The following is a 21,214-nucleotide window of genomic DNA, read 5'->3' on the forward strand; positions in this document are numbered from 1 at the left end:
TCGTCACATGGTCGCTTGAGAATAGGATCGAACAAGCTGGTTCGGCAGCGCTTCGATCCAACATGACCAGCCTCTGGGAAAGATGGTCCTGCCGCGAGAAGCCCCAGCGGGGCTGCCCCGGGTTATTGAGAACTTACAGGCGGCCTCTCCAAGGGTGAGCGCGAGATGATCGTGGTAGCCACTTCGGGCGCCAACCAGTGCCTCTACTGCGTGGTGGCGCACGGCGCCATCCTGCGCATCTACGAGAAGAAGCCGACGCTGGCCGACCAGGTGGCGGTCAACTACCGCAAGGCCGACATCACGCCGCGCCAGCGCGCGATGCTCGATTTTGCCCTCAAGGTCTGCGAGGCCTCGGCCGAGGTTGGCGACGCCGATTTCGCGGTGCTGGCCAAGCATGGGTTCAGCCATGAGGACGCCTGGGATATCGCTGCCATCACCGCCTTCTTCAGCCTTTCCAATCGCATGGCGAACACCATCAGCATGCGGCCGAACGAAGAGTTCTACCTGATGGGGCGCGTGCCGAAGGCTAAGTAGCGCCTCTGGATGCACGCATGGTGGGCGCCTGCCGCGCCCACCTCCTTGTTCCACTTCTCTCGATCCGCCCGTCGCCTTGAATCCCGTCTCGCTCTTCTTTGCCCAGGCCTGCCTGGTGGTCGGCACGCCGTTCCTGCGGTGGCGCGGGCTGCGCATCGGCAGCATCGTGCCGCTGGTGGCCATGCAGATCGTGGGCGGCATCCTGCTCGGGCCGTCCCTGCTTGGCGCGTTGTGGCCGCAAGGCTGGCAGGCCCTGTTCGGGCCGGCGCAGCTAGCCGCGCTCTCCGGGCTGCAATGGCTGGCGGTGGTGCTGTTTGCCTTCCTCTCCGGCTTCATATCGGCGGCGCGCAGCAGCAAGGGATGCGGCGCATTGCGATGGCGGCCGCGCTGGGCAACGTGCTGGTGCCGTTCGCGCTCGGCACGGCAGCCGGGGCCTGGCTGGCCTACGCTACGCCGGGTGCAGTCGGGCAAGCGGCATCCGCCTGGCAATTCGCCTTCGCCGTGGGCGTTTCCATGGCGGTAACGGCACTGCCGGTGCTGGGGGCGATCCTGCGTGAAATGAAGCTGTCCGACTCCGTGCCCGGCCAGCTGGCGGTCGGCTGCGCCGCCTTCAGCGATGCGGCCATCTGGCTGGTGCTGTCGGCCATCCTCGCCAGCGCAGGCCGTTCGTCGTCCTACGACTTCCTGCGCCTGGCGCTGCTTGGACTCGCCTACGTCGGTGCGATGCTGTGGCTGGTACGTCCGCTGCTGGCGCGCATGCTGCCGCGGATGGCCGCCGTTGATGCGCGCCTGGCGCTGGTCGCGGTGCTGATCTTCGGCTCGGCGCTGATCTCCGAATCGATCGGCCTGCACTACATCCTCGGCGGCTTCCTCGCGGGCGTCGTGCTGCCGCGCGATGCGGCCGGCGAGCTCCGGCGCCAGCTCGAGCCTGCCACCGTAGTGGTCCTGATGCCGTTCTTCTTTCTGATGACCGGGCTGCGTACCGACATCGCCATGGGTGGCGAGGAGACCCTGCTGGTGTTCGGCCTGTGCACCGTGGTCGCGGTGGCCAGCAAGGTGGTCGGGACCGCATTGCCGGCGCGCCTGGCCGGCCTGCCGCGGCGCGAGGCCTGGATGCTGGGCGCGCTGGTGCAGACCAAGGGCCTGATGGAAGTGGTGGTGCTGGGCATCTTGTTAGAGGCAGGGCTGATCGGCATGACGGCCTTCTCCGGCCTGCTGCTGATGGCGCTGGCCACCACCGTGCTGGCCAAGCCACTGACACGCGCGGCCGCGCGCCTGCGCGAGCGCTGAGCCGCGCTTGCCGTCACCAGCCGGGCAGCGCTAGCGGATCTGCGCGCACGCGCCGCTGCGCGGGTCGAACAGCACCGGCCAGGCCTGCTCATAGATGCCCGGGGTGCAATGCTGCTCGCAATGCGCATGCGCCAGCGTGACGCGCCGCGGGTCCTGCCAGACCATCAGCGTGCAGCCGCTGCCATCGATCGCCCGCAGTTCGATATGCGGGGTCTTGCGCACCTGGCGGAACTCCGTGAGATCGAAATGGCAGGAGCCATGCCGGCCCACCCACAGCTTCCAGCTCAGGCTGCGCACATCGTTGCTGGCCACCCGCATATGCGCATCCTCGCGAAAGCCGTCTTCCTCCGTACGCTGGCAATCGGCGGCGATATCGATGTCGTGCGGTGGAATGGGCGTGGCGCGTTCCCGCGCCACGGGGGCGGGGGCAGTTTGTGTCGCGGGTACGCGCGCAGCTGGCGGGGAGGGAGGAGGCAGTGTCACCGTGCATGCCGCCAAGACGGCAGCTAACGGCCACAACAGCAAGCGCTTGTTCTTCATGGTGACTCCTTGCGCCCGGCGCCCGCGAGGCAATCTGAATGCCGGCACCTGTCTCCATATTTATAGCGGATAGGGCAAGGAAGGCGAGAGGAAAGCGTGCGCACGCGCACCGCTCTTGCTACTTCGGCGCAGCGCCGCCGCCCGCCGAGGCAAGGGTGCCGAAGAGAGCGACCTGACGGCGAAGCGCTTCGGTGGTGTGGCCCTGTCCGAAGAGCCTGTCGAAGACGATCAGCACGCCGCCGAAGTTGGCATCCAGGTATTCGACGTTGGCGGCGTGATGGACCCGGTGCGCGGACGGCGTATTCAGGACATATTCCAGCCAGCCGAGCCGCGGTCCCTGGAGAACCTGGAACGCATATTTGAGTCGACCATCCGTCTCCTGGACACGGAGGGGCAGGAGGGGCTGGAGGGTTTGAGCGCCAGCCGGATCGCCGAGGTGGCCGGCATCAGCATCGGCACTCCACCAGTATTTTTCGAACAAGCCGGAAGTGATGGAAGCGCTGGGCCGCCCAACCTGGCGCGCCTGTTCCGGGGACTCCTGAATGAGGGGGCTGCGCAGCATCAGGCGGCCGCGGGCGGCGCCTGATGCTGTCCTCGATTACATCAGGATGATGTCGTACTGCTCCTGGTGGAACGTCGATTCCACCTGCAGCGAGATCGGCTTGCCGATGAAGTCGCCGAGCATGGCCAGGTGCTGGCTTTCTTCTTCCAGGAACAAATCGATCACGTGCTGCGAGCCGAGGATGCGGAACTCGCGCGGGTTGAACTGGCGCGACTCGCGCATGATCTCGCGAAGGATGTCGTAGCAGACCGTGCGCGGCGTCTTGACCTGGCCCTTGCCCGTGCACACGGGGCACTGCTCGCACAGCACGTGCGCCAGCGATTCACGCGTGCGCTTGCGGGTCATCTCCACCAGCCCGAGCTGAGAGAAGCTGTTGACGGTGATGCGGGTGCGGTCGCGCGACAGCGCGCGCTTGAGCTCCGAGAGCACCTGGTCGCGATGCTCGGTGTTCTCCATATCGATGAAGTCGATGATGATGATGCCGCCCAGGTTGCGCAGCCGCAGCTGGCGCGCGATGGTGTGCGCCGCTTCCAGGTTGGTCTTGAAGATCGTGTCGTCGAAGTTGCGCGCGCCGACGTAGCCACCGGTGTTGACGTCGATGGTGGTCATGGCCTCCGTCTGGTCGATCATCAGGTAGCCGCCGGACTTCAGGTCGACCCGGCGCGACAGCGCCTTCTCGATCTCGGCGTCGATATTGAAGAGGTCGAAGACGGGGCGCTCGCCGGTGTAGTGCGACAGCCGCGGCAGCACCGCGGGGGTGTACTCCTGGGCGAACTCGACCAGCTTCTGGAAGTTCTCGCGCGAATCCACCTGGATCACGTTGGTGGCGTCGTTGACGAAGTCGCGCAGCACGCGCTGGGCCAGGTTGAGGTCCTGGTAGAGCAGGCTGGGCGCGGGCAGCGTGGTGGCGTTCTGGCGGATCGAGGCCCAGATCTTGCGCAGGTAGGCGATGTCGTTGCCGAGCTCTTCGTTGCTGGATTCCTCGGCGATGGTGCGCACGATGAAGCCGCCGCGCTCATCCGCCGGCACCAGCCCCTGCACGCGGGCGCGCAGGGCTTCGCGGTCGACCTCACCCTCGATGCGCTGGGAGATGCCGATGTGCGGGTCCTGCGGCAGGTAGACCAGGGTGCGCCCGGCAATGCTGACCTGCGTGGACAGGCGCGCGCCCTTGGTGCCGATGGGATCCTTGATGACCTGGACCATCAGGGCCTGGCCTTCGTAGAGCGTCTTCTCGATGGCCAGCGGCGCGGCATTGGCGTTCTTGTCCGGGTCGCGCGGGTGCCAGATGTCGGCGACGTGGAGGAAGGCGGCGCGCTCCAGCCCGATATCGATGAAGGCGGACTGCATGCCGGGCAGCACGCGCACGACCTTGCCGAGGTAGATATTGCCGACGAGCCCGCGCGACAGCGTGCGCTCGACGTGGAGTTCCTGCACGGCGGCCTGCTGCACGATGGCCACGCGTGTTTCCTGCGGTGTGATGTTGACGAGGATGTCTTCAGTCATAGTGGATGAAACTCGTCGCCGGCTGACCGGCCAGGTGGTTGTCCGCATTGTGCTGCCATGCCTCCCGTGGGCGCTGCCGTGGCCAGGGTGGCAGCAGCCTGAAGCGGGAACGGATGGGCGGCGGCGGGGTTCTCAGAACCGCAGATGGGCCTGTCTGAGCAGCGAAGCCGTCTCGAACAGGGGCAAACCCATGATACCCGAATAGCTGCCGTCGATTCGCTCGACGAACTCGGCGGCGCGGCCCTGTATGCCATAGGCGCCGGCCTTGCCGGCCGGTTCGCCGCTGGCGACGTAGGCCGCGATCTCGTTGGCGGTCATGGTGCGAAAGCTCACCTCGGAAACCGACAGCGCATGGCGCTGGCCCAGCGCAGAGACCACGGTTACCGCGCTCAGCACACGGTGGGTGCGCCCGGACAGGACGGCAAGCATGCGGGCGGCATCGGCGTCGTCGGCGGGCTTGCCGAGGATCTCGCCGCCCAGGCAGACGGTGGTGTCCGAGGTCAGGATGGGGGCGTCGGGCAGGGCGCGCCGCTCGCGCCGGCGCAGTGCGGCTTCGGCCTTGAGGGCGCACACGCGCTGCACGTAGTCGTCCGGGCTCTCGCCAGGCAATACGATTTCCAGCGCCTCGGCGTCTTCATCGCCGTCGGCCAGCAGCAGTTCGTAGGCGACGCCAAGCTGGGTCAGCAGCTCGCGCCGGCGCGGGCTTTGGGAGGCGAGATAGAGGAAGGTATGGGTCACGGCAGGGCAGTCGGGAAGGATCCGGGGATAGGGCATGCCAAATGCGGCTGCAGCGCATGCGCCGCTTCGGTCGCATTGTACCCGCGGCCTCGCCCGGTGCGTGACCCAGGCGCGCTTGGTTTCAGGCGCGGTGGTAGGGGTGGTTCTGGGTGACCGACCAGGCGCGATAGAGCTGCTCTGCCAGCAGCACGCGCACCATGCCGTGCGGCATGGTCAGGCTGGACAGGCGCAGCAGGGTTTGCGCGCGGGCCTTCAGGGCGGGATCGAGGCCGTCGGCGCCGCCGATCAGGAAGGCGACGTCGCCGCCTTCGCGCTGCCAGTCGCCCAGCTGGGCGGCGAGCTGCACCGTGGTGAGGTCACGCCCGCGCTCGTCGAGCGCCACGATGCGGCATTGCTTGGGCAGCGCCGCCTCGATGCGGGCCGCCTCGCGTTGCATCACGGTGGTGGCGTTATTGCTCGAGGAGCGCGTCTCGGGCTTGATCTCGCGTAGTTCGATGCGCAGCTCGGGCGGCATGCGCTTCGCGTACTCCGCGAATCCCGTTTCGATCCAGCCGGGCATCTTGTGTCCAACGGCCACGATCAACAACTGCATGGCGGGAAGCGGGCCGGTCCGGCTCAGGCCGAGCGGGTGGTGCGCTTGCGCGCGACCGGAGCCTTCGCGGCCGCCGTCTTGGCCGGTGCCTTGGTGGCAGTCTTGGTCGCAGCCGTCTTGGTGGCGGTCTTGCGTGCCACGCCGGTGCCGGCTGCGGTCTTGCGCGGTGCGCCCGTCTTGGCCGGTGCCTTGCGTGCCGGTGCCGAGCCCAGCGCGCTGGTCAGGCGTTTTTGCACGGTCGGGGCGCGGTTGGTGGCGATGGCGTCCGGGTCCGTATCTTCGTGGCCAAGCGGCGGCGAAGGCTCTTTCATGCCTTCGGGCAGGCGGGCCAGTGCCGGGCGCAGGCCGGTGGCGCGGCGCGCGGTGCGCACGACCGGTGCCTCGTCTTCGTCTTCGCCGTCGATCGGCTCGCTGGCCTTGGCCAGGCCCTTCTTGGCCGTGGACAGCTTCAGGCGTACCGGCTTGTCACCCCAGAGTTCTTCCAGGTTGTAATACATGCGCAGCTGCGGCTGCATGATGTGGACGACGGCGTCGCCGCAGTCGACCAGCACCCATTCGCCCGTTTCCAGCCCTTCCACCGCAACGATATGGCCGCCGGCGTCCTTGACGGTATCGCGGACCGAGGCGGCCAGCGCCTTGGTCTGGCGGTTCGAGCTCCCGCTGGCGATCACCACCCGGTCGAACAGCTCGGTCAGGTGGGTGGTGTCGTACACCTTGATGTCCTGCGCTTTGACATCTTCGAGGCCGTCGACGATGGCGCGTTGCAGTTTGCGAATATCCATGGTGCTTTTTTCAGTTCAGCTGAGATCGGTTTGGGGGCGGGCCGGGATGGGCAGATCCAACTGCGTCGGCCGATACAGGCCGCGGCTCGCGATGTAGTGTGCCACGCCGGACGGCAGCTGGTCATCTGCCGGTTGTCCGGCAGCCAGGCGTTGGCGTAGGGCGGTGGAGGAGAGGTCGACGGCTAGCGTCTGGTCGATCCACATGCGGCCGGAGGGCATGGATTGTATCAGGTCGGTGGACGCACGCCGTTCTGCGAGCTCCTGGCGCACCGGACCGTCCAGTTCCCCGAGGTCGAAACCGGGCCGTGTCGCCACGCAAAGGTGGACGTGCGCGAACAGTTCCTGCCAGCCATGCCAGGTGTGCAGGCGCAGCAACTGGTCGGCGCCCATGAGCCACGCCAGCGAGGCGTTGGGGCCATAGTGCTCGCGCAGTTCATGCACGGTATCAACGGTGTAGCTGGGGCCGGCGCGATCGACTTCCATACGGCTGGCATGGACCAGCGCGCGGGTGTCGGACAACGCCTGCGCGGCCAGCTCGGTCATGGCGAGGCGATCGGCGGCAGGGGTGACGTCGTCGCCTTTTTGCCACGACTGGCCGGTCGGAATCCAGACCAGCTCGTCGAGCTCGAGATGTTCGATGCACAGGCGGGCGAGTGCAACGTGGCCGATGTGGGGCGGATCGAAGGTGCCGCCGAGAATGCCGAGGCGGTAGGGGCGGTTGCTCTTGGTCGAGCCTGCTGCGTCTGCCGCGTTGGCGGTGAGCGATCGTGCGATGTGGTGTGCCATGGGGTTGCCGTCAGGCCCACTCGCGCACTGGCAGGAAGTCCGTGTACAGCGCGGCCTCCGCGCTGCCCGGCTCGGGCTGCCAGTCGTAGCGCCAGCTGGCCAGCGGCGGCATCGACATCAGGATCGACTCGCTGCGTCCGCCCGATTGCAGCCCGAAGTGCGTGCCGCGGTCGAACACCAGGTTGAACTCCACATAGCGGCCGCGCCGGTAGGCCTGGAACTCCCGCTCGCGCTCGCCATAAGGCATGTCCTTGCGCGCCTGCAGGATCGGCAGGTAGGCGTCGAGGAAGGCGTCGCCGACCGACTGCATCATGGCAAAGCTGCGCTCGAAGCCGAGCGCGGAGAAGTCATCGAAGAAAATGCCGCCAATGCCGCGCGCTTCGCCGCGGTGCTTGAGGAAGAAATACTCGTCGCACCATTGCTTGAAACGCGGATAGAGGTCATCGCCATAGGGGGCGAGGGCGTCGCGGCAGGTGGCGTGGAAGTGCGTGCAATCGCCAGCGTTGCCGTAATACGGCGTCAGGTCCATGCCGCCGCCGAACCACCAGACCGGTTCGGCGCCTTCCTTCACCGCCAGCAGGCAGCGCACGTTCATATGCACGGTCGGGACAAAGGGGTTGCGCGGGTGGAACACCAGCGAGACGCCCATCGCCTCGAAGCCGCGGCCGGCCAGCTCAGGCCGGTTGGCGGTGGCCGACGGCGGCAGGGCATCGCCCCGCACATTCGAGAAGCCCACGCCGGCACGCTCCATCACGGCGCCGCCTTCCAGGATACGGGTGCGGCCACTGCCGCGCAGGCGCTCGGTGGGCGGCTTCTCCCAGGCATCGGTCGAAAACGCCTTGCCGTCGATGGCGGCGACAGCGTCGGTGATACGGTCTTGCAGACCGAGCAGATAGGCACGGACTGCCTGGGAATCGATCATGGTATGCGGGCGGGTGGGCCGGAGCGGTGACGGCCGGGCAGGTCAGTCAACCTGCCCGGCCGTCATAGCGATGTCATGATTGTACTGGCTGAGGCAACGCTTGGCCGGATTCGGGGAATTCTGTTCCGGCGTGTCGAAAGGGGCGAAGAAATCGTAGCGAGCGGCCCATGGCGAGCACCGCAGGGCTCGCCATGGGCCGCGCAGTAGATCTATTCGCCCTTTACCGTTTGATGGCGCGGTAGCCGATGTCGGTACGGTATTGCATGCCATCGAAGTGGATCTTCTCGGCCGCGCCATAAGCCGCGCGCTGCGCCGCCTTGACGGTATCGGCCAGCCCGACCACGCACAGCACGCGGCCGCCCGTGGTCAGCAGCACACCATCCTTGAGCGTGGTGCCGGCGTGGAAGGTCACGCTGTCGTCGGTCTCGGCCGGGATGCCGGTAATGGTGTCGCCCTTGCGCGGGGCATCGGGATAGCCAAAGGCGGCCATCACCACGCCCAGCGCGGTGCGGCGGTCCCAGTCCAGTTCGATCTCGTCGAGCTTACCGTTGACGGCGTGCTCCATCACATCGACCAGGTCGGTCTTCAGGCGCGCCAGGATCGGCTGGGTTTCCGGGTCGCCCATGCGGCAGTTGAATTCCAGCGTCTTCAGGTTGCTTTCGCTGTCGATCATCAGGCCGGCATACAGGAAGCCGGTGTAGGTGATGCCGTCCTTTTCCATGCCGCGCACGGTCGGCATGATGATCTCGCGCAGCGCGCGTGCATGCAGCGCGGGCGTGACCACCGGGGCCGGCGAGTACGCGCCCATGCCGCCGGTATTGGGACCGGCGTCGTGATCGAGCAGGCGCTTGTGGTCCTGGCTGGTCGCGAGTGCCAGGACGTTCTTGCCGTCCACCAGCACGATGAAGCTGGCTTCCTCGCCCTCGAGGAATTCCTCGATCACCACGCGCGCGCCGGCGTCGCCGAGGCGGTTGTCGGCCAGCATCATGTCGACCGCGGCGTGCGCTTCTTCCAGCGTGGCGGCAACCACCACGCCCTTGCCGGCGGCCAGGCCGTCGGCCTTGATCACGATCGGCGCGCCCTGCGCGTCGATATACGCGTGGGCCGCGGCGGCGTCGTTGAAGGTCTGGTAGGCGGCGGTCGGGATGCCGTGGCGCTGCATGAAAGCCTTGGCGAAATCCTTGGAGGATTCCAGCTGGGCCGCCGCTTGCGTCGGGCCGAAGATCCGCAGGCCCTTGGCACGGAAGATATCTACGATGCCGGCCGCCAGCGGCGCCTCGGGGCCGACCACCGTGAAGCTCACGCCTTCGCGCTCGGCAAAGGCGGCGAGCACTGCCGGATCGGTCAGGGGAACATTCTGCAGCCGCTTGTCGAGCGCGGTGCCGCCGTTGCCCGGCGCCACGTACACCACCTGCACCTTGGGCGACTGGGCCAATTTCCAGGCCATCGCGTGTTCACGACCACCCGAGCCGACAACCAATACTTTCATGATCTACTGCCAGAAAAAATGACGCATGCGAAATGCGAAAAGCGGCAGCAATGGCTTATCGAGCCGCGCTGCCGCCGTGAGGCGAGGTCTTACCCGATCCCCGCCTTACTCCTCGATCACCGCGTTGGTGAAGACTTCCTGCACGTCGTCCAGGTTTTCCAGGGCGTCGAGCAGCTTTTGCATCTTGACGGCGTCGTCGCCGGTGAAGCTGACTTCGTTCTGCGGCTTCATCGTGACGTCGGCCATCTCGGCCTTGAAGCCCGCGGCTTCCAGCGCGGCCTTGACCGCGCCGAAATCGTTGGGCGGGCACAGCACTTCGATCGAGCCGTCGTCGTTGGTGACCACGTCGTCGGCGCCGGCTTCCAGCGCCGCTTCCATCAGCTTGTCCTCGGCCGTTCCGGGGGCAAACAGGAACTGGCCGCAATGGGTGAACATGAACGCCACCGAGCCTTCCGCGCCCATGTTGCCGCCGTTCTTGGAGAAGGCATGACGCACTTCAGCCACGGTACGGGTACGGTTGTCGGTCAGGCAGTCGACGATGATCGCCGCGCCGGCCAGGCCGTAGCCCTCGTAGCGGATTTCTTCGTAGTTGGCGCCTTCCAGGCCACCCACGCCGCGCTGGATGGCGCGCTGGATGTTGTCCTTGGGCATGTTCGCATCCATCGCCTTGTCCATGGACAGGCGCAGGCGCGGGTTGGAGTCGGGATCAGCGCCGCCGAGCTTCGCGGCGACGGTGATTTCCTTGATCAGGCGGGTCCAGACCTTGCCGCGCTTGGAGTCAGCCGCGGCCTTCTTGTGTTTGATATTGGCCCATTTTGAGTGACCGGCCATGATTCTCTCCGCAGCGGAAAATGTTTGACGCGCGTGCCTTGGCGTTGCGCGCCGGCTGTGCCGGGCGGGCAACGGATGCTCGCTGGCGGCGCGCCGGGTGGTTTATGTGTCTGTGAGCCGGCCTGGGGGCTGGCTATAATCAGCCCAGCATTTTATCACGCGGCCCCGCCGCCGCTGGCCTCCCGATCACGGGAGCCGCCGGGAAAGGCGGGGACGGTCGCGGCGAATGCGCCGCGCGGCTTGCCAACCAGAGAGACCATGGCCGAACCCATCATCATCGCCAAGAACGCCGAGCTGGAACTTGCCCTGCTGCCCGAGATGGGCAACCGGCACGGCCTGATCACCGGCGCCACCGGCACCGGCAAGACCGTGACCCTGCAAAGCTTGGCCCAGGGCTTCTCCCGGTTGGGCGTGCCGGTCTTCATGGCCGACGTCAAAGGTGACCTGACCGGCATTTCCCAGCCGGGCAAGCTCTCCGACAAGCTCAAAGCGCGCCTGGCCGAGCTCGGCCTGCCCGAGCCGGTGTGGGGCGCCTGCCCCACCACGCTGTGGGATGTGTTCGGGCAAAAGGGCCATCCCGTGCGCGCCACGGTCTCACATATGGGGCCGCTGCTGCTGTCGCGCATGCTGGAGCTCAACGACACCCAGCAGGGTGTGCTCAACCTGGTCTTCCGCATCGCCGACGCCAGTGGGCTGCTGCTGCTCGACGCCAAGGACCTGCGCGCCATGCTGCAGTACGTGGGCGACAACGCCGGGCAGTTCACCACCGAATACGGCAATATCTCTGCGGCCTCGATCGGGGCTATCCAGCGCGGGCTGATGGCGCTGGAGTCGCAAGGCGCCGACGTGTTCTTCGGCGAGCCCATGCTCAACCTGGATGACTTCATCCAGACCGAGAACGGGCAGGGCGTGGTGAACATCCTGGCTGCCGACAAGCTGCTGAATTCGCCCAAGCTCTACGCCACCTTCCTGCTCTGGCTGCTGTCGGAGCTGTTCGAGAAACTGCCCGAGGCGGGCGATCTCGACAAGCCCAAGCTGGTGTTCTTTTTCGACGAGGCGCACCTGCTGTTCAACGACGCGCCCAAGGCCCTGCTCGACAAGATCGAGCAGGTGGTGCGGCTGATCCGCTCCAAGGGCGTTGGCGTGTATTTCGTCACGCAGAATCCCGTCGACATCCCCGATACCGTGCTGGGCCAGCTCGGCAACCGGGTGCAGCATGCGCTGCGCGCCTTCACGCCACGCGACCAGAAGGCCGTCAAGGTGGCGGCCACCACCATGCGGGCCAAGCCGGGGCTGGATCTGGAGAAGGCGATCGGGGAGCTCGGCGTGGGCGAGGCGCTGGTGTCGCTGCTCGACGCCAAAGGCATCCCCGGCATCACCGAGCGCGCCTGGGTGCTGGCGCCCGGCAGCCGGATCGGCCCGATCACCGACGACGAGCGCAAGCAGTTGCTGGCCAGCTCGCTGGTGGCGGGTACCTATGAGCAGACCATCGATCGCGCGTCGGCTTACGAGAAGCTCAAGGGCCGTGCCGCCGCTCCTGCGTCTTCTCCCACCGCTGCCGGCAGCGGCGCACCCGCGCCCGTGCCCACGGCAGGCCAGCCGGAGCCCGCGCAGGGCGGCGGCTGGCTGGACCAGGCGGGCGAGATCTTCGGCGGGTTGACCAAGGGCACCGGCAAGACCGGGCGTGGCGACTCCATCCTGGAGTCGATGGCCAAGTCGGCTGCGCGCACGGTGGGCTCGCAGGTCGGGCGCGAGCTGATTCGCGGCGTGCTGGGCAGCTTGCTAGGCTCGGGCAAGAAGAAGTAGGCGGGGGGAGGGCTCAGCGACGTCGCGCCGCTGCCTCGTCTTCCCGCATCTAGCGCAGGAACAGCCGGATGAAGAACCAGCCCATGCCGATGATGAAGGCAATGACGGCCAGGCTCATCAGCCCGGTGGGGGTCGAAAACAGGATCTTCAAGGCTGCCATGTGGGTCTCCCAGGTCAGGCGAGGCACACCGGACGGTGTGCCTCTGCCGATACCGATAGTCTAGGGAGAGCCGCGGCCGGCGGGATTGAGGCCGGTCAAGCCGGGCGCAGACGAAGGCCCGGACAGGCAGGGAACACTCAGTTCTTGGTGCCGAACAGCCGGTCGCCCGCGTCGCCCAGGCCCGGGATGATGTAGGCGTGCTCGTCCAGGTGGCTGTCCAGCGAGGCGACAAACAGTTTCACGCCGGGGTGTGCCTTCTGGAACACTTCGACGCCTTCCGGCGCTGCTACCAGCGCCACGAACGTAATCGCATCGTCCTTGACGCCGCGGCGCTTGAGCACATCCACCGCATGCGCGGCGGAGTAGCCGGTGGCGACCATCGGGTCGCACAGGATAAAGCTGCGGTCTTCCACGTCGGGCAGGCGCACCAGGTATTCCACCGGGCGGTGCTGCTCGTCGCGGTAGACGCCGATATGGCCGATGCGGGCCGAGGGAATCAGCTCGACCAGGCCGTCGCTCATGCCCACGCCGGCGCGCAGCACCGGCACGATGGTGAGTTTCTTGCCGGCGATCACCGGCGCGTCCAGCTCCACCAGCGGCGTTTCGATGCGGCGCGTGGTCAGCGGCAGGTCGCGCGTGATTTCATAGCCCATCAGCAGTGTGATCTCCCGCAGCAGCTCGCGGAACGTGCGCGTGGAGGTGTCCTTGTCGCGCATATGGGAGAGCTTGTGCTGGATCAGCGGGTGATCGAGGATGTACAGCTTGGGAAAACGGGGATCTTGCTTCATGGCGGGTAGGCGGCTGGAGTGGGCGCGAGGGCCCGTTGCAGCCGGATTGTAATGGATGCGGTGCTGCCCGCCCCCGGCGATCCTCCCGCCGCAAGCGCGCAGCCCCGCGTGCGCTCAATCCACCGAGATGCTGGCGCTCTTGGCGACCTTGCCGAATTTCTCGTACTCGGACAGCGTCAGCGACTGCAGGTCCGCCGCGCTCGAGCCCTTGGGGTTGAAGCCCGCTTGCACCAGTTTGTCCTTCACGTCCACGTTGCCCAGCGCCTCGACGAAGGCGGCATTGAGCGCTTGCACCACCGGCGCGGGCAGCCCGGCCGGGCCGTACACGCCGAACCACGGCTCGACGGCGTAGCCCGCCAGGCCGGCCTCGGCCAGCGTTGGCACATTCGGCAGCGCCGGCGAGCGGCTCTTGCCGGCCACGGCCAGCGCGCGCAGCTTGCCGCCCTGGATGTGCGGCAGCGAGGCGGGCAGATTGTCGAACATCACCTGCACGTGGCCGCCGAGCATGTCGTTGATGGCCGGGCTGCTGCCCTTGTATGGCACATGGGTCAGGCCCGTTTGCGTCATCTGCGAGAACATCGCGCCCGCCAGGTGCATGGACGTGCCGGTGCCCGCGGTGGCGTAGGTCAGGCCGGGATGGGCCTTGGCGTAGCTGACCAGTTCGGCCACGTTCTTCACCGGCAGGCTGTTGTTGACTTCCAGCACGATGGTCGAGGTGCCGAGCAGGCTGACCGCGGTGAAATCCTTGCGCGGGTCGAACGGCACGTGCTTGTAGATATGCGGGTTCAGCGCATTGGTCGAGATGGCGCCGAAGCCGATGGTGTAGCCGTCCGGCGCGGCCTTGGCGACCGCTTCCATGCCGATATTGCCGCCCGCACCGGGGCGATTCTCCACCACCACGGGCTGGCCGAGTTTCTCCGCCACCTTCTGGCCGACTGTGCGCGCCACCAGGTCGGTGGTGCCGCCCGCGGCGTAAGGCACGATGAAGCGGATCGGCTTGACGGGGTATTCGGCCGCGTTGGCGACCGATGGCAGCCAGCCGCATGCGAGCGCGGCAACCGCGGCGGCGGCCATCATCAGCGGGCGGGCGGCGGTTTGCTTGTCGACTGGAACGTGAATGCGCGAGGAAAGCGTAGCGAGGGGTGCTGCCGTCATGAATGCTCCTGGTTTTTCTTATGCGGCGCGCGTGTGACGCGCCGACCGGCGAGCTTACGGCAGTTTCAGGATGGCTGCCAGGGTTGCCCTCAGGGCAGGCTGGCAAGCGAGGCAAGAGCGTGGCGGCTCGCGCTAGATATTCTGCCCGCGCTCCGCCGCCGGCAGCGCCGGGCGGCCAAGCAGGTCGCGCACGCGCCGCGTATTGCGCTCGAATACCCAGTACACGGCGAAGGCATAGGCATAGCAGCCCACCAGGATCAGCGCCACCAGGCCAAGGCTGCCGGCGCCGACGGGCTGGCGGACCTTGACCAGGGCCGCGGCGATGAACAGGGCCAGCGGGAAATGCGTGAGATAGAGCGAGTATGAGAACCCGGACGCCACCGTAGCCAGGCGCGACAAGCCAGCGGGGCCGATACGGATGCGCGTCGACAACACGGTCAGCAGCAGCACGAAGAAGCCCAGCGCGACAGCGGCGTCGGCGTATGGCCGATGCTTGGCGAGCGCAATGGCGGCGAGGAAAACCAGCAACGCCGGCAGCACCAGCCACCTGCGCCGAGCGATCGCCGCCACCTTCGCCAGCCGCGGCTCCAGGGCTTGCGCCAGCACGCCCAGCAGCCAGTACAAAAAGCCTTCGACCAGGCCGTGGAACAACCCCATCGTGACCAGCGCCGCCAATACGCACAGCAACACCTGCGGCGTGCGGCGCAGGTGCCAGGCGCCGTATAGCGCAGGGAACCAGAGGTAGTACCAGAACTCGTTGGCCAAGCTCCACAGCGGCCCGTTGGAGCCGTAGGTCTGGCAGGCAAGGGTCTGCAGGAAGGCTGCGTTGCAAACAAATCCCCCGGCGCCGAGGTTCTGCGAGATACCGATCTGCTGGACCGCGTTGCCCTCGGTGCCCTGGTAGAACGGTCCCCACGCCAGGTGGATCCCTGCGCTGTCCCAGAACAGGCCGAGCAGCAGCGCGGGCAGCAATACGATCCATAGCCGTGTCATGCGGTCGGCCAGGTAGCTGCGCCAGGACCAGTCGCCACGCGTCATCTTGCGGCGCACGGTGCCGCCCACCAGGTAGCCCGAGAGCAGGAAGAACACGATCACGCATTCGTGGCCGACGCTGCAAAGCGCGTAGAACAGCTGCAGCGCTACGCCGGCCGCACCGCCATGCGGGCCGCTCGCGCCATAGTCGACGATGACCAGCGCCCGGATATGACCAAGGCAGACCAGGCCCGCGGCCAGCGCCCGGATCAGGTCCAGCACATCGTATTGTCTGCTTCGGTCCGTGCCATCCACGACCAGTCTCCCGGTTCCGGCTCGCCAGGGCTGCGGGCGGCACACGGCGGCCCGCAGCGCGCGACTCTACTGGGCAGAGCTTAGCCGGGCGGCCACGGCGTGAAGGTGCGCCATCCCACATAGCGAAAGCCGCGTTGCATGATGGTTCCTTCAAAGGGAAGGTTGGGGCACGTCGCCCAACACCTGTACGCAGCACAATGCGCATCGGATGCAATTGCCTCTTTTCGAATACAATGGCTCGCGTCCCTGGCGGGCCGCCCGCGTCCAGCGGCGCGGGGCCCCACTATCCGGCTTCTCCCTTGTCTGCATCCCAACTTTCCCGCTCCTTGCCTGCCACCGAGCCGGCATCGCAGCGCGCCGGCCTGGCCGTGGCTGCCGTCGGCGCCATCCTCTTTTCCGGCAAGGCGATCGTCGCCAAGCTGATGTACCGCTACCAGGTCGATGCGGTCATGGTCATCAGCCTGCGCATGCTGTTTGCCGTGCCGCTGTTCATGGCGATCGGCTGGTGGCAGTCGCGGCGCCTGCCGGCGCTGTCCTGGGCCGATCGCGGCCGCATCGTGTTCCTCGGCATCATCGGTTACTACCTGTCCAGCTTCCTCGACTTCCTCGGCCTGCAATACATCACGGCCGGGCTCGAGCGGCTGATCCTGTTCCTGACGCCGTCCTTCGTGCTGCTGGCCAGCGCCGTGCTGTTCAAGCGGCGCATCAGCATGCGGCAGTGGCTGTCCCTGGCGCTGGCCTATATAGGCATCGTGCTGGTTTTCGCGCATGATCTCGACGTGAGCGGCGGCCAGGTGTGGCTCGGCGCCGCGCTGGTGCTCGGCAGCGCACTGACCTACGGCGTCTACCTGATCGCGTCCGACGAATTGGTGCAGCGCATCGGTTCGTTGCGGCTGGTAGCCTATGCGATGTGCGTTTCCACCGCCTGCTGCGTGGTGCAATATCTGGTGCTGCGCCGCCCGCTGGCGGAGTTGCTGCAGCCTGCGCCCGTGATGTGGCTTTCGCTTGCCAATTCGGTGTTTTGCACGGTGCTGCCGGTGTCGCTGACGATGGTGGCGGTGGCGCGCATCGGCGCGCCGATGGCATCGCTGGCGGGTATGCTCGGACCGGTCTCGACCCTGTTCCTGGGCTTCTGGTTGCTGGGCGAGCCGATCACCGGCGTGCAGCTCGCCGGCAGCGCGCTGGTCATGGGCGGGATATATTTGCTGTCGGCGCGCAGCGGCAAAGGCACTGCCAGGGCAGCAGGGCGCGGCGGCAGCGCGATGGATGCGCAGGACAACAAGCAGGCGGGTGGCCGCCTCGATGACACAAGGAGTCGATGAGATGGATCTAGGATTGCGCGGCAAGCATGCGCTGGTGTGTGGCGCCAGCAAGGGCCTCGGTTTTGCCTGCGCCGACGCGCTGGCTGCCGAAGGCGTGGATGTGGTGATCGTGGCGCGCGGCGCCGAGGCGCTGGAAAAGGCGGCGGCGGACCTGCGCGCGCGCCACGGCCGGCGCGTGATGGCGGTCGCCACCGACATCACCACCCCGGCAGGGCGAAAGCTGGCGCTGGAAGCCGTCGCCAAGCTGGGCGACCTGGACATCCTCATCAACAACGCGGGCGGCCCGCCCCCGGGCAATTTCCGCGACTGGGACCGCGACGCCTGGATCGCGGCGATCGACGCCAACATGCTGACCCCGATCGAGTTGATCAAGGCCACCGTGGACGGCATGATCGCGCGCAAATGGGGCCGCATCGTCAACATCACCAGCGGCGCCGTGAAGGCCCCGATCGATGTGCTCGGCCTGTCCAACGGCGCGCGCTCGGGCCTGACCGGCTTTGTCGCCGGCCTGGCGCGCGAAGTGGCGCAGCACGGCGTGACGGTGAACAACCTGCTGCCCGGCCCGTTCAATACCGACCGACTCTACAAGACCATGGAAGGCGGCGCCAGGCAGGCCGGCCTGTCGATCGAGGAAGTCTCGAAGCGCCGCGCCGCGCAGAACCCGAGCCGCCGCTTTGGCGAGCCGGCCGAGTTCGGCGCCACCTGCGCGTTCCTGTGCAGCCGCCACGCCGCGTACATGACCGGGCAGAACGTGCTGCTCGACGGCGGCGCCTACCCCGGCACGTTCTGAACGACTGCCGCACCCAATCCGCGGCGCGCGGGCGGCCTGGCAGCCGTGCCGCGCCGCGGGCGTTTTCCCGCCGGGCCATGCCGGCCCGGCCTTTCTCTGATTGGCCAGGATGATGCCGATGACTCCCCCTCGTATTGCGCTGATTGCGCACGACCACAAGAAAGACGACATCGTGGCCTTTGCGGGCCGCCATCGCGATTTCCTGTCGCGCTGTGAACTGCTCGCCACCGGCACCACGGGCGGCCGGCTGAGCGACGAAATCGGCCTGACGGTGACGCGCATGCTCTCCGGCCCGTGGGGCGGCGACCTGCAGATTGGCGCGCAGCTGGCCGAAGGCCGCGTGGGCGTGGTGATTTTCCTGCGCGACCCGATGACGCCGCAACCGCACGAACCCGATATCAATGCCCTGGTGCGCGCCTGCGACGTGCACAACGTGCCCTGCGCCACCAATGTGGCCACCGCGGATCTGCTGATCGCGGAGCTGCGGCGGCTGTATCCGGAGTAAGCCGCTTCAGCCGGCGTACTTCCGCATCAACACATACCAACAACGCATCAACTGGAAAGGAGCGAGACATGAGCAAGGCCATCCGCATTTTCGAGACCGGCGGCCCGGAGGTGATGCAGTGGGTCGACGTCGAGGTCGGGGATCCCGGCCCCGGCGAGGTGCGCGTGCGGCACGAGGCGGTTGGCCTCAACTACATCGACGTGTATTTCCGCACCGGGCTGTACAAGCAGCCGCTGCCGGCCGGCCTCGGCATGGAAGGCGCCGGCGTGGTGGAGGCGGTTGGCGATGGCGTGAAGCACCTGAGCGTGGGCGACCGTGTTGCCTATGCCGGCCGTCCCACGGGCGCCTATGCGCAGGTGCGGGTCATGCCGGCCGATATCGTGGTGCGCCTGCCGGATGCCATCTCGTTCGAGCAGGGCGCGGCGATGATGCTGCAGGGCCTGACCACGCAATACCTGGTGCGTGACAGCTACCGCGTGCAGGCCGGCGATACCGTGCTGCTGCACGCCGCCGCGGGCGGCGTTGGCCTGATCGCCAGCCAGTGGCTCAAGGCGCTGGGCGCCACCGTGATCGGCACCGCCGGCAGTGATGAGAAGGCCGCGCTGGCGCGCGCGCATGGCTGCGACCACACCATCGTCTACACGCGCGAATCCTTCGTCGACAAGGTCAAGGAAATTACCGGCGGAAAGGGCGTCGCCGCGGTCTACGACTCGGTTGGCAAGGACACCTTCAACGGCTCGCTGGATTGCCTGAAACCGCGCGGCACCATGGTGATGTTCGGCAACGCATCCGGCCCGGTGCCGCCGTTCGATCTGTCCGTGCTGGGCAACAAGGGCTCGCTGCGCATCACGCGGCCGACGCTGATGACCTATGTGGTCCACCGTGAACTGCTGGAGCCGATGGCGGCCGAGCTGTTCGAGATGGTGACCAGCGGCCGGGTGAAGATTGAAGTCCGCCAACGCTATGCGCTGGCGGATGTGGCACAGGCGCATCGCGACCTGGAAGGCCGCAAGACCACCGGCACGACCGTCCTGCTGCCCTGAGCCTGGTGCGCGCCTGCCCGGCGGGGCTAGCGGGCTCGCACCGTCTGGGCGCCGGCGCGCGCCTCGGCCTGCCGCAGCACATGCGGCGGCAGGCACCTGAGGATGAAGTGCACTGCTAGCGGGATCAACACCACGTCGTCCATGAGGCCCACGACAGGGATGAAGTCGGGAATCAGGTCAATCGGCGAAATGGCATAGAGCACCAGGCCGAAGGCGGCCGGGCGCAGCCAGCGCGGGGCGTCGGGATGGCGCAGCGCGTACCACAGCAGGCGGCCATCGCGCCGCACCAGGGTCCACAGTGCTGAAAATCGTTTCCACATGAGAGGCCTCCTTCACTTATCGCAAATGCCACTAGTGTGATCGAGCGCGATGAAGCGCGATCAAACGGCGTGGCCGATTGCGCCACTCGCAGATAGCTTGGGCCGATCTTGGGCGCTTCAAGTTCCGCGGGGATTTCAGGCAGGGGAGGGGTGACGCGAAGGGCATCCAGGATAGGTGGCGGGGCCGGAGAATCGCCCCGCCACCGTGCCGGCAGGCCCGCGAGTGCGGACTGCCGGCAACTGCTTCAAGCGCTACTGGCGATCAGCCCGGGATCTTGCCTTCCACGCCTTCCACGTAGAACTTGATGCCATGCAGGAAGCCATCGTCGGCGACCTGGTCCTTGGTCAGCTGCTCCTTGCCGGTATTGTCCTTGAGCGGACCCTTCCAGATCGGCGCGGAGCCGTCGACCACACCCTTCTTGCGCTCTTCCACCAGTGCCTTCACGTCATCCGGCACCACGGCGTTGAAGCCCTTCAGGTCGATCATGCCTTCCTTGACGCCCCACCACGTGGTGCTGTTCTTCCACTGGTTTGCCAGCACGTCGCCGACCACCTTGTTGTAGTACACGCCCCACGAGATCACCGAGGCGGCCAGGTGGGCCTTCTCGCCGAACTTGCTCATGTCGCTGTCCCAGCCGAAGGCGTACACGCCCTTTTCCTGCGCGGTCTGCACCACGGCGGCGGAGTCGGTGTTCTGCATCAGCATGTCCACGCCCTGGCCGATCAGCGTGGTAGCGGCTTCACGCTCCTTGCCCGGATCAAACCACTTGTTCACCCACACCACCTTCACGGTAGCCTTGGGATTGACGCTGCGCGCGCCCAGGGTGAACGAGTCGATGTTGCGGATTACCTCGGGAATGGGCACCGATGCCACCACGCCCATCTTGCCTGTCTTGCTCATCTTGCCGGCGACCACGCCAGCCAGGTAAGCGCCTTCATAGGTGCGCACGTCGTATTGCGCGAGGTTTTCGGCGGTCTTGAAGCCGGTGGCGTGCTCGAACTTCACGTCCGGGAATTCCTTGGCGACCTTGAGCATCGACTCCATGTAGCCAAAGGTGGTGCCGAAGATGAGCTTGTTGCCTTGCGCGGCCAGGTCGCGGAACACGCGTTCGGCATCGGCGGCGGATTCGGGCACGTTCTCGACGAAGGAGGTCTTCACCTTGTCGCCGTACTTTTCTTCCACGGCCTTGCGGCCGGCGTCGTGGGCGTAGGTCCAGCCGGCATCGCCGACCGGGCCGATGTAGACGAAGGCGACCTTGAGCGGCTCGGCCTTCTGCTCGGCGACGGGAGCGGAGGCCCCAGCCGCGCTTTGCGCCGGTTTTTCGGCTTCTTTCTTGCCGCAGCCCGCGAGAGCCAGCACGGCGGTGGCAGCCAGTGCGGCAAGGGTTTTCCTGCGCGTGACGATCATGATTTCTCCTTGTAATGACCGGGGTACTGAGTACCGATGTTTTGACTAAGGTTGCAACTGT

21 protein-coding genes and 2 pseudogenes are annotated in these 21,214 nt (G+C 66.9%); 7 read left to right on the top strand and 16 right to left on the bottom strand.

Annotated elements, in window-relative coordinates; all coding sequences use genetic code 11:
- Nucleotides 1-138: 138 nt before the first annotated feature.
- Nucleotides 139-534, top strand: a pseudogene (locus ACGLHR_RS11190) (peroxidase-related enzyme); the annotation flags it as partial.
- 360 nt (nucleotides 535-894) lie between these two features.
- Complete coding sequence (locus ACGLHR_RS11195) at nucleotides 895-1,824, top strand: cation:proton antiporter (RefSeq protein WP_400093826.1); 930 nt, start codon at nucleotides 895-897, stop codon at nucleotides 1,822-1,824.
- A 30-nt stretch (nucleotides 1,825-1,854) separates the two neighbouring features.
- On the opposite strand, the gene ACGLHR_RS11200 is transcribed toward ACGLHR_RS11195, so the two are convergent.
- The 10 genes and pseudogenes from ACGLHR_RS11200 to ACGLHR_RS11245 form a co-directional block, all read right to left on the bottom strand.
- Nucleotides 1,855-2,364 carry a hypothetical protein gene (locus ACGLHR_RS11200; RefSeq protein ID WP_400093828.1) on the bottom strand — a complete coding sequence of 170 codons (510 nt, stop codon included), beginning with the start codon at nucleotides 2,362-2,364 and terminating at the stop codon, nucleotides 1,855-1,857.
- Nucleotides 2,365-2,482: 118 nt separating this feature from the next.
- A pseudogene (locus ACGLHR_RS11205) lies at nucleotides 2,483-2,698 on the bottom strand (sterol desaturase family protein); the annotation flags it as partial.
- Between the two features lie 264 nt (nucleotides 2,699-2,962).
- A complete protein-coding gene (rng, locus tag ACGLHR_RS11210; RefSeq protein ID WP_318233373.1) occupies nucleotides 2,963-4,429 on the bottom strand; it encodes a ribonuclease G in 1,467 nt (488 codons plus the stop codon).
- Between the two features lie 132 nt (nucleotides 4,430-4,561).
- On the bottom strand, nucleotides 4,562-5,203 hold the full coding sequence (locus ACGLHR_RS11215) for a Maf family protein (RefSeq protein ID WP_400093830.1): 642 nt from the start codon (nucleotides 5,201-5,203) through the stop codon (nucleotides 4,562-4,564).
- Nucleotides 5,204-5,288: 85 nt separating this feature from the next.
- Nucleotides 5,289-5,759 (bottom strand): 23S rRNA (pseudouridine(1915)-N(3))-methyltransferase RlmH, encoded by a 471-nt coding sequence (gene rlmH, locus ACGLHR_RS11220; RefSeq protein WP_043344552.1) that lies wholly within the window; start codon nucleotides 5,757-5,759, stop codon nucleotides 5,289-5,291.
- 23 nt (nucleotides 5,760-5,782) lie between these two features.
- A complete protein-coding gene (gene rsfS, locus ACGLHR_RS11225; protein WP_400093832.1) occupies nucleotides 5,783-6,541 on the bottom strand; it encodes a ribosome silencing factor in 759 nt (252 codons plus the stop codon).
- A 15-nt stretch (nucleotides 6,542-6,556) separates the two neighbouring features.
- Nucleotides 6,557-7,327, bottom strand: a complete 771-nt coding sequence (locus tag ACGLHR_RS11230) for a nicotinate-nucleotide adenylyltransferase (protein ID WP_400093834.1) — start codon at nucleotides 7,325-7,327, stop codon at nucleotides 6,557-6,559.
- Between the two features lie 10 nt (nucleotides 7,328-7,337).
- On the bottom strand, nucleotides 7,338-8,249 hold the full coding sequence (gene hemF / locus ACGLHR_RS11235; protein ID WP_400093836.1) for an oxygen-dependent coproporphyrinogen oxidase: 912 nt from the start codon (nucleotides 8,247-8,249) through the stop codon (nucleotides 7,338-7,340).
- A 220-nt stretch (nucleotides 8,250-8,469) separates the two neighbouring features.
- Nucleotides 8,470-9,738: a phosphoribosylamine--glycine ligase gene (purD, locus tag ACGLHR_RS11240; protein WP_400093837.1), complete on the bottom strand. Its 1,269-nt coding sequence runs from the start codon at nucleotides 9,736-9,738 to the stop codon at nucleotides 8,470-8,472.
- Nucleotides 9,739-9,843: 105 nt separating this feature from the next.
- On the bottom strand, nucleotides 9,844-10,569 hold the full coding sequence (locus ACGLHR_RS11245) for a YebC/PmpR family DNA-binding transcriptional regulator (RefSeq protein ID WP_267605899.1): 726 nt from the start codon (nucleotides 10,567-10,569) through the stop codon (nucleotides 9,844-9,846).
- 258 nt (nucleotides 10,570-10,827) lie between these two features.
- On the opposite strand from ACGLHR_RS11245, the gene ACGLHR_RS11250 reads away from it, so the two are divergent.
- Nucleotides 10,828-12,375, top strand: coding sequence for a helicase HerA-like C-terminal domain-containing protein (locus ACGLHR_RS11250; RefSeq protein WP_400093839.1), 1,548 nt, complete (start codon nucleotides 10,828-10,830; stop codon nucleotides 12,373-12,375).
- A gap of 49 nt (nucleotides 12,376-12,424) precedes the next feature.
- On the opposite strand, the gene ACGLHR_RS11255 is transcribed toward ACGLHR_RS11250, so the two are convergent.
- The 4 genes from ACGLHR_RS11255 to ACGLHR_RS11270 all read right to left on the bottom strand — a co-directional run bounded on the left by ACGLHR_RS11255 (nucleotide 12,425) and on the right by ACGLHR_RS11270 (nucleotide 15,765).
- Complete coding sequence (locus tag ACGLHR_RS11255) at nucleotides 12,425-12,535, bottom strand: DUF3149 domain-containing protein (RefSeq protein WP_400093840.1); 111 nt, start codon at nucleotides 12,533-12,535, stop codon at nucleotides 12,425-12,427.
- 137 nt (nucleotides 12,536-12,672) lie between these two features.
- Nucleotides 12,673-13,323, bottom strand: coding sequence for a uracil phosphoribosyltransferase (upp, locus tag ACGLHR_RS11260; protein ID WP_400093842.1), 651 nt, complete (start codon nucleotides 13,321-13,323; stop codon nucleotides 12,673-12,675).
- A gap of 114 nt (nucleotides 13,324-13,437) precedes the next feature.
- Nucleotides 13,438-14,397, bottom strand: a complete 960-nt coding sequence (locus tag ACGLHR_RS11265; RefSeq protein ID WP_400093934.1) for a Bug family tripartite tricarboxylate transporter substrate binding protein — start codon at nucleotides 14,395-14,397, stop codon at nucleotides 13,438-13,440.
- Nucleotides 14,398-14,610: 213 nt separating this feature from the next.
- Complete coding sequence (locus tag ACGLHR_RS11270) at nucleotides 14,611-15,765, bottom strand: acyltransferase family protein (RefSeq protein WP_400093843.1); 1,155 nt, start codon at nucleotides 15,763-15,765, stop codon at nucleotides 14,611-14,613.
- A 299-nt stretch (nucleotides 15,766-16,064) separates the two neighbouring features.
- Here ACGLHR_RS11270 and ACGLHR_RS11275 point away from each other — a divergent pair, with 299 nt between their 5' ends.
- The 4 genes from ACGLHR_RS11275 (at nucleotide 16,065) to ACGLHR_RS11290 (ending at nucleotide 19,425) form a co-directional block, all read left to right on the top strand.
- Entirely contained in the window at nucleotides 16,065-17,087 is a 1,023-nt protein-coding gene (locus tag ACGLHR_RS11275) for a DMT family transporter (RefSeq protein WP_400093845.1), read from the top strand.
- A 1-nt stretch (nucleotide 17,088) separates the two neighbouring features.
- Nucleotides 17,089-17,877: an SDR family oxidoreductase gene (locus ACGLHR_RS11280; protein ID WP_400093846.1), complete on the top strand. Its 789-nt coding sequence runs from the start codon at nucleotides 17,089-17,091 to the stop codon at nucleotides 17,875-17,877.
- Between the two features lie 118 nt (nucleotides 17,878-17,995).
- Entirely contained in the window at nucleotides 17,996-18,382 is a 387-nt protein-coding gene (locus ACGLHR_RS11285; protein WP_006162443.1) for a methylglyoxal synthase, read from the top strand.
- 68 nt (nucleotides 18,383-18,450) lie between these two features.
- Complete coding sequence (locus tag ACGLHR_RS11290; RefSeq protein ID WP_400093847.1) at nucleotides 18,451-19,425, top strand: quinone oxidoreductase family protein; 975 nt, start codon at nucleotides 18,451-18,453, stop codon at nucleotides 19,423-19,425.
- A 26-nt stretch (nucleotides 19,426-19,451) separates the two neighbouring features.
- Here the strand turns inward: ACGLHR_RS11290 and ACGLHR_RS11295 are convergent, their stop codons facing one another.
- Nucleotides 19,452-19,745 (bottom strand): YkvA family protein, encoded by a 294-nt coding sequence (locus ACGLHR_RS11295; protein ID WP_400093848.1) that lies wholly within the window; start codon nucleotides 19,743-19,745, stop codon nucleotides 19,452-19,454.
- Between the two features lie 262 nt (nucleotides 19,746-20,007).
- Nucleotides 20,008-21,153, bottom strand: coding sequence for a BMP family ABC transporter substrate-binding protein (locus tag ACGLHR_RS11300; RefSeq protein ID WP_400093849.1), 1,146 nt, complete (start codon nucleotides 21,151-21,153; stop codon nucleotides 20,008-20,010).
- Nucleotides 21,154-21,214 lie beyond the last annotated feature (61 nt).

It is taken from the genome of Cupriavidus sp. CuC1 (assembly GCF_044627735.1).
Classification (GTDB): Bacteria; Pseudomonadota; Gammaproteobacteria; order Burkholderiales; family Burkholderiaceae; genus Cupriavidus; species Cupriavidus ulmosensis.